Annotated in this window: 12 protein-coding genes; all 12 read left to right on the top strand. The window is 55.2% G+C overall.

Features of this window, described 5'->3' with window-relative positions:
* Positions 1-264: 264 nt before the first annotated feature.
* Positions 265-1,206 (top strand): ABC transporter permease, encoded by a 942-nt coding sequence (locus EKL30_RS12745; RefSeq protein ID WP_126707597.1) that lies wholly within the window; start codon positions 265-267, stop codon positions 1,204-1,206.
* The gene (locus EKL30_RS12740) at positions 1,206-2,039 is read left to right on the top strand and encodes an ABC transporter permease (RefSeq protein ID WP_126707596.1); all 834 of its coding nucleotides are present in this window, start codon (positions 1,206-1,208) and stop codon (positions 2,037-2,039) included. Before EKL30_RS12745 ends, EKL30_RS12740 begins: the two co-directional genes overlap by 1 nt.
* A gap of 3 nt (positions 2,040-2,042) precedes the next feature.
* Positions 2,043-3,926, top strand: coding sequence for a dipeptide ABC transporter ATP-binding protein (locus EKL30_RS12735; RefSeq protein ID WP_126707595.1), 1,884 nt, complete (start codon positions 2,043-2,045; stop codon positions 3,924-3,926).
* 46 nt (positions 3,927-3,972) lie between these two features.
* Entirely contained in the window at positions 3,973-5,565 is a 1,593-nt protein-coding gene (locus EKL30_RS12730; protein ID WP_126707594.1) for an ABC transporter substrate-binding protein, read from the top strand.
* A gap of 17 nt (positions 5,566-5,582) precedes the next feature.
* The gene (locus tag EKL30_RS12725) at positions 5,583-7,130 is read left to right on the top strand and encodes a M81 family metallopeptidase (protein ID WP_126707593.1); all 1,548 of its coding nucleotides are present in this window, start codon (positions 5,583-5,585) and stop codon (positions 7,128-7,130) included.
* Between the two features lie 119 nt (positions 7,131-7,249).
* A complete protein-coding gene (radC, locus tag EKL30_RS12720) occupies positions 7,250-7,927 on the top strand; it encodes a DNA repair protein RadC (protein ID WP_126707592.1) in 678 nt (225 codons plus the stop codon).
* A 217-nt stretch (positions 7,928-8,144) separates the two neighbouring features.
* The gene (locus EKL30_RS12715) at positions 8,145-8,897 is read left to right on the top strand and encodes an ABC transporter permease (RefSeq protein WP_158618415.1); all 753 of its coding nucleotides are present in this window, start codon (positions 8,145-8,147) and stop codon (positions 8,895-8,897) included.
* A 2-nt stretch (positions 8,898-8,899) separates the two neighbouring features.
* Positions 8,900-9,685 (top strand): ABC transporter ATP-binding protein, encoded by a 786-nt coding sequence (locus tag EKL30_RS12710; RefSeq protein ID WP_158618414.1) that lies wholly within the window; start codon positions 8,900-8,902, stop codon positions 9,683-9,685.
* Positions 9,686-9,700: 15 nt separating this feature from the next.
* Positions 9,701-10,636 carry an ABC transporter substrate-binding protein gene (locus tag EKL30_RS12705; RefSeq protein WP_126707589.1) on the top strand — a complete coding sequence of 312 codons (936 nt, stop codon included), beginning with the start codon at positions 9,701-9,703 and terminating at the stop codon, positions 10,634-10,636.
* 31 nt (positions 10,637-10,667) lie between these two features.
* On the top strand, positions 10,668-11,561 hold the full coding sequence (locus EKL30_RS12700; RefSeq protein WP_126707588.1) for a sulfurtransferase: 894 nt from the start codon (positions 10,668-10,670) through the stop codon (positions 11,559-11,561).
* Between the two features lie 12 nt (positions 11,562-11,573).
* Positions 11,574-13,232 carry an FAD-dependent monooxygenase gene (locus EKL30_RS12695; RefSeq protein WP_126707587.1) on the top strand — a complete coding sequence of 553 codons (1,659 nt, stop codon included), beginning with the start codon at positions 11,574-11,576 and terminating at the stop codon, positions 13,230-13,232.
* A 221-nt stretch (positions 13,233-13,453) separates the two neighbouring features.
* Entirely contained in the window at positions 13,454-13,723 is a 270-nt protein-coding gene (locus EKL30_RS12690) for a type B 50S ribosomal protein L31 (protein WP_126707586.1), read from the top strand.
* Positions 13,724-13,750: the final 27 nt, after the last annotated feature.

Here is a 13,750-nt window from a genome sequence, read left to right as displayed (position 1 = left end):
GATTGCTTCGCAGCTAGGGGTATTCCCCAGAAGCTCGATGCCTCCCATTACAGGACCGTCAACAGTGGCGCGGCTCTCCGCAAGCCATCTAATTAACGCAACGCTTTTTTATAAATATTGACATTGTTAGAAGAATGGCGACTCTCTAGAATCGTCGGGCTTGCTAGGTACCTATACAGATTGAACGAACACGAGCTCCGGGCATCCGGCGCCCGCCATGCTTGCAAAGTCGATTCGTCAACTCGCGTTTACAAAAGGGATTCAATGCTTTCTTACACATTGCGGCGCTTGTACATGACGATCCCCGTCATGTTGTTCGTTGCGCTTTTCGTGTTTGCCCTGCTCGACTTAGCGCCCGGCGATCCGGCTGCCTTGTTGGCCGGCGAAGACGCTACACGGGAGGACATAGCCCGTATCCGCATGACCTTGGGCCTGGATGAGCCTTTTCTGTTTCGATTTGGAAACTGGGCCTGGGCCGTATTGCACGGAGACCTCGGTACTTCACTGTTCACCGGTCTGCCTGTAAGCCAGATGATCGCCCAGCGTCTGGCCCCGACATTTTCCTTGATGGTCCTGACCTTGATCGTCTCGGTGTCGCTGGCCATTCCTTTGGGCGCCTTCGCGGCCTGGAAACATAACCGGTGGCATGATCGCGGAATCATGGTCCTTGCCGTGTTCAGCTTTTCGGTTCCGTCCTTTGCCGTTGGCTATCTGCTGGCATGGACATTTGGGCTGCAATTACGCTGGTTCCCCGTGCAGGGATATGTGCCGTTTACCAGCGGGTTTTGGGCATCGGTCCACACATTGGTGCTGCCCGCCCTGGCATTAGGAAGCGTGTACGTCGCGTTAATCACACGAATTACGCGAGCCACCCTGCTAGAGACCTTGTCGCAAGACTATGTGCGTACGGCGCGGGCAAAAGGAGTCGGCAACCGTGACATCCTATTCAAGCATGCCTTGAAAAATGCAGCGGTGCCTATTATTACCATTATCGGTAGCGGGGTAGCGCTGCTCATCAGTGGAACTGTCGTTACGGAAACGGTATTTTCCATTCCCGGACTGGGCCGACTTACGGTAGATGCGATTCTACGGCGCGACTATCCGATCATCCAAGGCGTCATTCTGCTTTTCAGCCTGTTATACGTGCTGGTGAATTTAGCGGTCGACCTTCTCTATAGGGTTTTTGACCCCAGGATCAAATACTGATGCGCACCCATACTCACTTTATCAAGCAGCATCCAACGGTAGCCATTGGGGGCCTGCTCGTACTGGCGCTCGTGCTGATTGCCATTTTTGCTCCATGGCTGGGCACGAACGACCCGACCGCGCTCTCGCCAATTCATCGCACCCGAGCGCCCAGCGATACGTTTTGGTTTGGAACCGACTTGCTGGGCCGCGACGTGTATTCCCGAGTGATCTACGGCACAAGAGTTTCGCTCACCGTCGGGTTTTCAGTGGCGCTGCTGTCGACCGCAATCGGCTTGACCATTGGCCTGCTGGCTGGCTTCGTCCGATGGATCGATGCGGTAGCAATGCGAATCATGGATGGCTTCATGTCCATTCCCAGTATCTTGCTTGCCATCGCCCTTATCTCGCTTACACGAGCGTCGTTGCAGAATGTGATTCTCGCCATTACGATTGCCGAAATACCGCGAGTTGTCCGCCTGGTTCGTAGTCTGGTGCTTACCTTGCGCGAACAGCCATACGTCGAAGCTGCAGTCGCAGCAGGCGCCAGCCGTACCCGCATTATTGTTCGGCACATTTTCCCGAATACCATCGCCGCGCTGACTGTACAGGCCACCTATATTTGCGGTGTGGCAATTCTGGCCGAAGCAAGCCTGTCGTTCATCGGTGCAGGCGTCCCGCCATCCATTCCTTCATGGGGCAACATCATGGCAGAAGGCCGGGCGCTGTGGCAAATCAAGCCGCACCTGATAACCTTTCCCGCAATTTTCCTATCTATCACTATTCTGGCCATCAACATGCTCGGCGACGGTTTGCGCGATGCAGTGGATCCTCGCATGGCCAAGAGGATCTAACCCATGAATCCAGCGTCTTCAAGCCTTAGCCGCCGTGTCCTGGATGTTAAAAACGTGTCCGTGGAATTTGGACGCGGCGCCGGACGTTTCCAGGCCGTAAAGTCTCTTAACCTTCACGTAGACCGGGGCGAGACTCTCGCGATCGTCGGCGAATCAGGGTCTGGCAAATCCGTTACCTCGCTGACGATAATGCGGTTGGTCGAGTTTGGCGGCGGCGTTATCAGCCGAGGCGAGATCAATTTTCACCGCGCCGATGGATCGGTCATTGACCTGGTGTCGGCGCCTGAAGACACCATGCGGGCAATGCGCGGTGCCGACCTCGGCATGATCTTCCAAGAGCCGATGACCTCATTGAACCCGGTGTTCACCATTGGTGCGCAAATCACAGAGGCCATCCAGCTGCACCAACATTGCGACGCCCGCGCAGCCGCGGCGATAAGCCGCAGAATCCTTGATCAGGTGCGTATCCCGGATTCGGCGGCAGCAATGAACCGTTATCCGCACGAATTGTCGGGCGGCATGCGCCAACGCGTAATGATCGCCATCGCGCTGTCATGCGAGCCGGCACTGTTGATTGCAGACGAACCCACGACCGCCCTCGACGTGACCATCCAGGCGCAAACCCTGCAGCTGATCCGGGAATTGCAGCGGGACATGGACATGGGGGTCATATTCATCACCCACGATATGGGAGTCGTCGCGGAAGTCGCCGATCGCGTAATGGTGATGCGCAGGGGCGAAGTGGTCGAAGAAAACGAAGTGAATGCGCTTTTCAATGCTCCGGCGCATCCGTATACGCAAGCCCTGATGGCGGCGGTACCGAAGCTCGGCGCAATGCGCGGGACCTCGTTGCCTGCACGCTTCGAGCTGCTCTCACCCACAACGGATTCGGTGAGCACTGGCGACAACGCCAGCGATGTACCGGCAGCGTTGCCGCCACATGAAGCGTCTGACAAACCCATCTTGCGCGTACGCAATCTTGTAACGCGTTTTGATCTGCGTGGAGGGTTTTTCTCTCGCGTGAAGAAACGGGTGCACGCCGTTGAAAAGGTCAGTTTCGACCTGCATGCCGGTGAAACCTTGTCGCTGGTCGGCGAATCCGGCTGCGGTAAAACCACGACCGGTCGCTCGCTACTGGGGCTTACCAAGACATCGGGCGGCACCATCGAGTTTGATGGCAAGACAGTGCGGCAGGATAGCCCTGCCTCATTGCTCGCTCTGCGACGCGATATGCAGTTTATTTTTCAAGATCCTTTTGCTTCGCTCAACCCGCGGATGCGGGTCGGCGAATGCGTGAAGGAGCCCATGTTGATTCATGGCCTGCATAATGGCGACCAGGCGAATAGGCGTGTCGCGGAACTGTTTGAACGTGTAGGCCTGGATGCCTCCATGATGAGCCGCTGGCCTCATGAGTTTTCAGGCGGACAACGACAACGTATCTGTATCGCACGAGCTTTGTCGGTCCAACCCCGCGTATTGATCGCCGATGAATCGGTTTCTGCCCTGGATGTCTCGATCCAGGCACAGATTGTGAATCTACTCATCGACTTACAGCGTGATCTCGGCGTTGCCTATTTGTTTATCTCTCACGATATGGCGGTTGTCGAACGCATAAGCCATCGCGTAGCGGTGATGTACCTGGGGCAGATCGTCGAGATCGGATCGCGCCAGGCGATATTCGAAAATCCTCAACATGCGTACACCAAAAAGCTTCTGCAGGCGGTGCCTATCGCGGATCCTGCCAAGCGCCGCCGAGGCACCCTGGAAGTCAGTGATATTCCAAGCCCAGTCCGTGATGTCGGGGGCGACGAGCCCGCCGTCCACGCGCTGGTAGAAGTCGGCCACAACCATTATGTAGCACAACACCCGATCGGCGGCATGTACTAAGAGTCGTATGACAGCCACTCTCTATCAATTAATCCTGGAGTCTAAGATGGATCGCAGAAAATTCTTGATTACCTCGTCGGCAGCAACGGCTGCTTTCGCAATGCCCAACGTTTTATGGGCGCAGTCGCCCAAAACGGTTTTCAGATGGGTGCCTCAGGCCGACCTGGCCCTTCTTGATCCCATGTTCACCACAACAGCGGTCACACAGGTTCACGCCCAGCTCGTATTCGACACGCTGTACGGACTCGACGCCCAGTATTTGCCTCATCCACAAATGGCAGAGAGCCACACAAGCGAAAACAATGGCCTTCTGTGGTCCATCAAGCTTCGCGAGGGCTTGACATTCCATGATGGCTCGCCGGTGCGCGCCAACGACGTCGTCGCCAGCCTCAAGCGCTGGGCCAAGCGCGATCTGATGGGCCGCTCGCTGTTTCTGGTAACTGAAGAACTAAGCGCTCTGGACGATAGAACCGTCCAGTTCAAATTGACCAAGCCCTTTCCGTTGATTCTTAATGCTCTGGCTCGCCAATCGGGAAACATGGCTTGCATCATGCCGGAAGCTTTGGCCAATACCCCCGAGACCGTAGCCCTTAAGCAAATGAACGGAAGCGGTCCTTTCAAGTTCGTTGCCGACCAATGGGTTTCAGGCTCGAAAGTCGTCTACGAAAAATTTGATGGTTACAAGCCCCGCAAAGACGCCATTGTTCCGGACTTCACTGCCGGACCCAAGATTGCTCACGTGGATCAGGTACGCTGGCAGATCATTCCTGATCGTGCAACAGCCATCGCGGCGCTGCAGGCCAACGAGGTAGACGGGGTCGAAATGATCGACAGCGACTTCCTGCCCACGTTGCGAGCCGATCCAGCGATCAAGCTGGTAAAGCGCAGTCTGCCCACGATTGGCGTCATGCGTTTCAACCATCTGCATGCACCATTTGATAATCCGGCCATCCGTCGAGCCATCTTGGCGTCGGTTAACCAGACTGAATACATGACGGCAATGAACGGCGCCGACTTTCCCGAATTCTGGAACGATCGCTGTGGTGTATTCGTGCCCGACTCCCCGATGGCGAGCGACGCTGGCATGGAAAAGCTGACTGGAAAACGAGACCTGGCCAAGGCGAAAAGAGACATCATTGCCGCCGGATATAAAGGTGAGGTCGTCGTAATACTTGACCCGGTCGACTTCCCCACGTGGCATGCTGCGGCCTTAGTGACGGCCGATTTGTTCAAGCGATTGGGCATGAATGTCGACGTCCAGGCGATCGACTGGGGAACTGCTGTTCAGCGCCGAAACAATCAGGAAGCTCCGTCCAATGGCGGCTGGAACGTTGCGTTCACCGGAAACACGGGTCCCAACAATCTGGACCCTGCGGGCCATCTGCCCATGCGCGGAAACGGCAAGAAGGCATGGTTTGGCTGGCCGACCAGCGAAAAGCTGGAACAGCTGCGTCTGGATTGGTTTGCCGCCCCCGACCTGGCCGCACAGAAAGCAATCTGCCGCGAAATCCAGCTTCAAGTCTTTGAAGATGTTCCCTATATTCCACTGGGTGCCACCTACCCGGTGACTGCACTGCGCAAAGAATGGGAACACTTCCAGCCTCAGATGTCGCTCTTTTACACGGTAAAGAAAGCATAAGGCCTGCGGAGAACTGCATGAGTAAAACCTGCCCCAAAGTGGCCATATTAGGATTTCACCTGGAGTCCAACGCCTTCGCCCCGGTATCTTCGAAAGAAGATTTCCTGGCTCAATGCTGGGAGGAAGGCGATCACATCACGACGCTGGCTCGAGGCCTGAGCCATCTGCCCAGCGAGGTGCCAGGATTTTATCAACGCATGGACACATTGGGCGATTGGACTCCGGCACCACTCATCGTCGTTGCAGCGCCCCCGGGGGGGCCTGCCAGCGCTGAAGTCTGGAACGACTTCCTTATCCAGGTCGAACAGCGCTTGCTTGATGCCCTGCCGGTCGATGCTGTGTACATTGCCAATCACGGAGCCTCGTCCGCGGAACATGTCGACGACACCGAAAAAGTCCTGATGGAGAAAATCCGATCCATTCTAGGACCTGACATCCCCGTCGTTGCCACTTACGACTTGCACTGCAACGTGTCGCCTGAAACCGTCGACGCGCTTGACGCCGTAATTTCGTACCGGACAAATCCGCATATTGACCAACGTGAACGGGCGGCGGAAGCGGCCGACCTGCTGCACGAGACTCAGTCGGGAACGAAACTGGTCACGGCTTATCTACGATTGCCGCTTACCCCCCCATCGGTCACCTTGTCATCGGCGAAAGGCCCCTACGCCGACTTGATCACGTTGGGAACATCGCTGATGCAAAGGCCCGAAGAGGGACCCATTGCCAACGTATCCGTCGCGGCTGGCTTCGTATTTTCAGACCTGCCCAAGTGTGGCATGACGATAACCGTCACCGCCCGCGGCGATCTGGCTGCGGCGCGCCAGGCGGCCTTGACCGTGGCTCGTGCTGCCTGGGCCGACAAGGGCCGCTACGTAGCCGACACGGTCAATGTCGAGCAAGCAGTACAACTGGCACAAACCATCGCCCATCCCATATTATTAGCAGACGTTGCCGACAATCCCGGTGGCGGTGGGCGCGGTAACACCAGTTGGCTGTTAAAGGCGCTTGACCAAGCCCGCGTGCCTGGCGTGGTACTCGGGATATTCATTGCTCCAGACCTTGCCGCACAGGCTCACGAACTGGGCGTAGGCGCAGAATTCGACGCCGTGTTCAACAGTGAAGAAAGCACATACTCACACCGCTACGTCTCGCGAGCAAGGGTCTTATACATTAGCGACGGGGCAGGCGTGGGCCGGCGCGGAATACTGCAGGGGCGGAAATTTTCGCTCGGACCCAGCGCACTGCTGGAATTGACAGGCTCCGGAATGCAAGTGGTTGTTGGTAGCTTAAGGCGACAGTTAGCAGAACCTGCAATGCTGGAAATGCACGGTATCGATATATCGAAAGCGAACTGCGTTGTCGTAAAAAGCCGGGGCCATTACCGGGCCGGTTTTGATGAGTTTTTCGCGGATGACCGCATTTATGATGTCGATAGTCCAGGCCTGACGACACCGAATCTGCGGCAGATCCGTTTCGAAAGGCTGCCACGGCCTGTATGGCCGATCGATGACGATGCCGTGTGGCGTGAGCCTGATTGGGCCACAAGCCCTGCCCTGCCTTGAACTAGCAGAGCTTTACGTAAGAGCCCTTACGGACAAAAACTAGCACTGGGCCTGAAATAGGGATAACGATCTGTCACTGTAGAGGATCGTTGCAGTCTCCCTATTTTCTGAGCTCTTTTATGACACTTCAAACTCCGCACACCAACGCTGAGCGCCCACGAGAGCGCCTGATCGCCCATGGTGCCCATGTCCTGACATCCGCCGAACTACTGGCTATTATTCTGCGTACCGGTATCAAGGGATGCGACGCAATCAGTCTGGGACACCGGCTTATTGAACGGTTCAACGGTCTTCGGGGCCTGCTATCGGCCGATGCTGAAATCCTGTTGGGCATCACAGGCCTTGGCACGGCGAAAACCTGCGAACTATTAGCCATTAACGAGTTAAACCGACGAGCTCTTGAAGAAGACCTGAAGGCTGGACAAGCCCTGGATCAGCCACAACGTGTCAAGCATTACTGCACAGCGAAACTGGGTCACCTGGCGGTCGAACACTGCATGGCGCTTTACCTTGATAGCCAGTTTCGCTTGATCACCGCCGAAGAAGTATCGCGCGGCACACTGACACAGGCGTCGGTATATCCAAGAGAAGTCATTAAAGCCGGGCTCAGGCACCATGCCGCCGCACTAATTCTGGCCCACAACCACCCGTCCGGAATCGCGGAGCCCAGCGAAGCTGATTTGGCGCTTACGCGTCACCTGAAACATGCTTTGGCTTTGGTAGACATTCGCCTGCTGGACCATCTTATCGTCACAGCCTCGGGTGCGATATCGCTGGCCGAGCTGGGGCGGATATAAACGAGTTGAATGCGTCACTCTTTCAAGCTCGTGTACTCACCGCGCCCATCCTTTAACACAAAAAACCAGTATCAAAGGCTGTTTTATATACATATAGGCTATAAGCAAACCAGCAATCTGGCTAAGGTAGTGGGGGATCGCTTCCTATAATATGGTTTTCCCTAATACCAACGTTTACGTGTCAACAATACAAAACACGCCAAGGTTTGTCCGGCGTTTGATTCCCCCCCTATTAGCTCTCATCCTCTGGCAGTTTTTAGTTAAACAATATGGCCTCGGCGATGGGTTTATTCCCGCCCCCACCGAAGTGGCCACCGCCCTGGATACATGGATATTCGGAGAACCCGGTCGTTACTCGGGTACTTGGCTTACTTCCTTACGGGACAGCGGTTCCCGAGTCGCCGCGGGCTTTCTGGCCGCTTTGCTTATTGGTGCACCGTTAGGAATTATTATCGGGCGCTCCAAACTTGCCTCCGATTTGCTTGACCCGGTCCTGCAACTCTTACGCCCTATTCCCACCGCGTCCTGGATTCCGTTTTGCCTGATCTTTTTTGGCATAGGAAGTTCGGCGGCGGTAGCGTTGGTTGCCATCGGTGCATTCTTTCCTATTGTGCTTAACGCGACGGCCGGTGCGCGCCATATATCGACGCTGCATTTGCGCAGCGCGCGCATGCTCGACGCCACACCAGCACAAATTCTATGGCGCATCGTTCTTCCCGCCGCCTTGCCTTCACTACTTGTCGGTGCGCGCATCGCCATGGGCTTGTCATGGATGCTGGTGGTGATATCAGAAATGGTTGCAGTCAAGTCGGGGCTGGGATATGACCTATGGGACGCCTACTACTACAACCGCATGGACGTCGTCGCGGCTGCCATGGCAACGGTAGGACTATTCGGATTTTTGTCGGATCGCGCACTGCTGATGATCGTCAGGAGATATTTATTCTGGAACGTGGACACGGCAAAATAAGCATGCAAACAACATTTATTTCTACGACAGCGGCACACGTCGCGGCCGAAATCGCCGTGAACGACCTGCGAAAGGTCTATCGAGACAGTACGGGTGACGTTGTCGCAATCGACGGACTCGATCTGCAAATACGTGCCGGAGAGTTCCTTTGCATCCTGGGCCCTTCGGGTTGCGGAAAAAGCTCGCTCTTGAATATCCTCGCGGGCTTTGAGGCCCCTTCGAGCGGCACTGCCACCTTGAATGGCGAGCCAATCGACGGTCCTTCACGTTTGCAAGGTGTTGTGTTTCAAGATACGGCGGCGTTGTTTCCCTGGCTGACTGTATACGAGAACGTGGCTTTCGGGCTAAAGAACGTCAAGCTCTCGAAAGCTCAGAAGGTCGCCAAAATACAGTCCACTCTCAAGCTTGTTGGCCTGCAAGACTTCGGCGAAAAATGGCCGCATCAACTATCGGGCGGCATGCGCCAACTGGCCTCGATCGCTCGAGTCTTGGTGACCGATAGCCGGGTTCTGCTCATGGACGAACCATTTGCCGCCCTGGACGCGATGACGCGACAAAAAATGCAACAGAAGCTCATTGAAATCTGGCAAGCCACGAACATCACCATCTTGCTGATTACGCACAGTGTTGATGAAGCCATCTACCTGGGCAATCGGACCTTGGTCTTCACTCAACGACCTGCGCGAATTGCGGTCGAGATTCCGGTAGACCTTCCGCATCCGCGCAGCGTAACGGATTCCGAATTTAACCGACTCAAACTGATCGCGCTTACCCATCTTGGCTTTTGATTTAAGGATTCTTTAATGAAATTTAACAAACTTGCCATCGCAGCCACGGTTGCCTTAGGGCTGGGGCTGTCTACCTCGGCGGTGCACGCCCAGGAAAAAACCAAGGTACGTGTGGGGTATTTCTCGCAGCTGCATGACGCAGCAGTACTGAATCTACAGCAGCAACTTGGGAGCCAATATTCGTTCGAATACATAAAGTTCCAACGGTATGCCGATGCCGCTATCGCCTTGAGCCGAGGCGATCTGGACATTTCCTCGTTAGGGTACGCCAACCTGATCACCGAATCAGCCAAGAACAATGAACCGAAGTTCAAATTCATTACGGGCCTGGCACGCGGCGCCATCAACCTGGTGTGCAACAACGATATCAAAATCAACGACTGGTCCGACCTAAAGGGAAAGACCATAGGCGTCGTCGCGGGCTTCCCAGAGATTTTTCTGGATGACGCCTTGCGCACCCACGGCCAAAGTGCAGCGGACGTGAAGAAGGTCAACTTTGCAGTGGCGGGTCCGCCAGTATTGCAAGTATTGAAAGATAAAACGGTCGACTGCTCGGCTGTCTTCGAACCATTTGGCGCTACAGCGGTAAGCGGAGGCTATGCGTACTACCCTCCCGTAAATATCGCCGAGAACTCATTCAAAGGCGTGAACAATGCGGTTGCTGCCAATAGCAAGTTCATCGAAGCTAATGGCACAGCAATCAAAGACATCGTCACCGCTGCCAGCGAGACCACCAAGCAGTTCAACGAGCAGACCCAGCAATGGATTGAATTCATGACCAAGTCGCAGGATTTTCCGCAAGACATCGTCAAGATTGGCGTAGAGCGCGTGGTGCTGGATTCGGCGCTTTATCCCACCGAAGCCGACGTTCTGGCAGGAAATATGAAAAAGCTCGGCCTGATTCGCGAACAGCCCTCCGCAGAACAGCTGAACAAGTTTTTCCTGAATTGACCTCCGACCCGTTTAGATAGAAGCATCTGTTATGACTCAAAATTCTCTCCATCCGGCCAATGGGCTGGCACAGGCCGATTGGCTCGCCGCCAACCTTCACCGCAGCGATGTGCTGGTGTTCGATTGCACGGCCAATATTGTGGCTGATGAAAACGGCGTGGAAAAAGTGGTCGCCGAACGCGATGCCTTTCGGCAAGGCCATATTCCCTCAGCGCAGTTTATTGACCTGCAAGCCGAGCTCTCAGATGCGGACAGCCCCTATAACTTCATGCTTCCGACAGCTGGCGAGTTCGAAACGGCGTTGCGCAAATTCGGTGTCAACCACGACAGCATTGTCGTCGTTTACAGCACAGGAAACCCATGGTGGGCCACCCGCATCTGGTGGATGTTCCGTCAATTTGGTCTGAATAACGCCTACGTACTCAACGGTGGTTTCCGTTATTGGCAGCATTCTGGCTTTCCCACCGAGAGCGGCGAAGCCACGCCACGGCCGACGGGCAACGCGCAAGCCGCATCCGAGCGTAATCTTGCCATTGACGGCGACACCTTGCGGTCGCGTCTGGGCGAGCCGCAACTCGCCTTGGTCAATGCCCTGCCGCCTGACAAATTTTCCGGCAAGAGCCGCGTTCACGGGGGACGTCCAGGGCATATCCCCGGCAGCGTCAATGTGCCGGCGGCAAGTCTGGTCGACCCTGAAACCGGGCTGTTCATATCTGTACCCGCGATGACCGCCATACTGAGCGACAAACAGTTGCTGAATCCCGGACGCAATGTTGTTGCCTACTGCGGCGGAGGAATTTCGGCCAGCCTGGTCGTATTCGCCTTGACACTTGCAGGACAAGAGAACGTAAAGCTCTACGACGCCTCGTTGTCAGAATGGGCACATCGCGACGGCTTCCCGCTTGAAACAACGACGACTGACTAAAGGCAAACTGAAGTGAAAGGACAATACGACGTCATCATTGTGGGAACAGGACCATCCGGACTGACCCTGGCCAACATTTTGGGCAGTTATCACGTCAGGACGCTCGTCCTGGAACGTGACCCGGCGCTTTCGCCTTTTCCGAAAGCGCTGAATATCGATGATGAGTTTTTCAGGTTGCTGCACGCCATGGGCATGGGCATGGCAATGAAACATCATGCCAAATACCCGATTTCCTACGACTATGTATCCCCGCTTGGACTGCGTTTGGGTTTCGTCCGCGGCCGTATCACTGAACACGGCTTCCCTAATCGGGCTGCGATCTATCAACCCGACTTCGAAAAAATTCTGTTCAATGCCGCCGTCGAGACCGATTACGTCACGGTCAAGTTTGATCAAGAAGTAGTCCGTATTGACGACGACGCGCAGACTGGCGTTCAAGTCGTTGCCAGACAGGCGAATGGCAATGAATCAACTTTTCATGGTCAATTTCTGGTGGGAGCCGATGGAGCGCATAGTGTTTGCCGCAAGCATTTGAACCTCTCATTCGACGAGGTCGATAAGTTCGGTGTGCGCCACGTCGTCATCGACGTTCTTGACGATATTGACCCCAGTCCCATGGCACTGACCAAAATGGGGTGGCGGCGCAACTTCTTCAGCATGCCCGCCCCGAATGGCCGTCGATTCGAATTTTCACTACGAAACGATGAGACTGCCGAGGACCTGCTTGATGACGACACGCTTCGTCATCTATTCAAGCCTTGGCGTAACTACGATGAGCTCAACATCATCCGCAAGGTGGTGCACACTTTCCGTGCCCGTATCGCCCCCAAACTACATCACGGACGAATTTTTCTTATTGGCGATGCCGCCCACCTGATGCCAGTCTTCGGATCTCAGGGTATGAACAGTGGCGCTCGCGATGCCAACAATCTCGGCTGGAAACTCGCCCGCGTTATTAATAACGGCGCACCACAGGCCTTGCTCGACACCTACAACACCGAGCGCTGGGAGGCCGTCTTGAAGACCATCAAGATGGCGACCATGAATGGCAAGCTACAAATGGTTCAATCCATTCCGATGTCGCTCATGCGCGATGCGTTCTTTGGCTTGCTTCGTCTGATTCCCGCCGCTACCAGCTACATCCGGGAAATGAAATACATTCCCAGACCGTTTTTACGCTCCTCTCTGGTTCAACCTGGCGCCGAGCAAGGCAAGAAAAAGGACATCATCGGTCGTATCAATCCGAACCCCAAGGTGTCGGTCAACGGTGAAGAGCATCTGCTTGACGAACTGACCGGCACAGGTTTTGCACTGATAGGGGTGGCAAGCAGCAAGCATGGCGTGGAACAGATCGTATCTCAGGCACGCCGCTTCGACGCTACGATCGTAATCGTCAACGAAAAGGGCGCCAACGAAACGTGGACCCAGGGCGCCGCTGGCGAGACAATACGTGCGGCCACGGTGCTTGATAGCCATTATGATCCCTTGTTTGAATCCTACCGGGGCCAATGGTTACTCGTCCGGCCCGATCGCGTCATCGCCTGCGCCGGCTCCTGGCAAACCTTTATAGAAAGTAGTGCATGCATTCTTGCCGAAATGATGAATGCCCCAATCGACCGAATCCGAGATGGCCTGATACAGGAACAATGCCCCGAACACCGAGCCGCATAGACGCCGATTCGGGAAGTTGCCCTTACAATGAATGGTACCGGTGCCTGATAACCTGGCCACCTGCGACATGAGGCCTGCGAACAACTACAACGGATACGCTCCCAAATTTGGCTTGGAAGCTGGGGGGACGCCATGTTAGAATGCTGCGTTACTTTGGATACGTGGTTAGTAAATTCACTAGCTGGCGACCCGCCCTTATCGAGATACGACAGGAATACATCATGAAAGAAGGCATCCACCCCGAATACCGCGAAGTGGTGTTTCTGGATCAGCAAACAGGCACTAAATTTATTTCGCGCTCTACTCTACACAGCCGCGAAACCGTCGAACTTGACGGCAAGACTTACCCCTTGTTCAAGTGCGAAGTTACCTCGGAATCGCATCCGTTTTACACTGGCGCACAAACGCGTATTGTCGAAACTGGCCGCGTCGAAAAATTCCGTGCCCGTTTTGCCCGCACTACAGGTACAGTTACTCCCAAGGCGTCGTAAGCCGACAGGGTATCCGTCCGTGTTCGC

Source organism: Candidimonas sp. SYP-B2681, from assembly GCF_003971065.1.
Lineage (GTDB): Bacteria > Pseudomonadota > Gammaproteobacteria > Burkholderiales > Burkholderiaceae_B > Pollutimonas.
The sequence above is the reverse complement of the archived record's forward strand: the minus strand, read 5'-3'. Positions and strand labels throughout refer to the sequence as shown.

What these genes read in the sequence shown, in the direction of transcription:
- EKL30_RS12745 (WP_126707597.1), top strand. Translation starts at nt 265, where the DNA reads ATGCTTTCTTACACATTGCGGCGCTTGTACATGACGATCCCCGTCATG.
- EKL30_RS12740 (WP_126707596.1), top strand. Translation starts at nt 1,206, where the DNA reads ATGCGCACCCATACTCACTTTATCAAGCAGCATCCAACGGTAGCCATT.
- EKL30_RS12735 (WP_126707595.1), top strand. Translation starts at nt 2,043, where the DNA reads ATGAATCCAGCGTCTTCAAGCCTTAGCCGCCGTGTCCTGGATGTTAAA.
- EKL30_RS12730 (WP_126707594.1), top strand. Translation starts at nt 3,973, where the DNA reads ATGGATCGCAGAAAATTCTTGATTACCTCGTCGGCAGCAACGGCTGCT.
- EKL30_RS12725 (WP_126707593.1), top strand. Translation starts at nt 5,583, where the DNA reads ATGAGTAAAACCTGCCCCAAAGTGGCCATATTAGGATTTCACCTGGAG.
- radC (WP_126707592.1), top strand. Translation starts at nt 7,250, where the DNA reads ATGACACTTCAAACTCCGCACACCAACGCTGAGCGCCCACGAGAGCGC.
- EKL30_RS12710 (WP_158618414.1), top strand. Translation starts at nt 8,900, where the DNA reads ATGCAAACAACATTTATTTCTACGACAGCGGCACACGTCGCGGCCGAA.
- EKL30_RS12705 (WP_126707589.1), top strand. Translation starts at nt 9,701, where the DNA reads ATGAAATTTAACAAACTTGCCATCGCAGCCACGGTTGCCTTAGGGCTG.
- EKL30_RS12700 (WP_126707588.1), top strand. Translation starts at nt 10,668, where the DNA reads ATGACTCAAAATTCTCTCCATCCGGCCAATGGGCTGGCACAGGCCGAT.
- EKL30_RS12690 (WP_126707586.1), top strand. Translation starts at nt 13,454, where the DNA reads ATGAAAGAAGGCATCCACCCCGAATACCGCGAAGTGGTGTTTCTGGAT.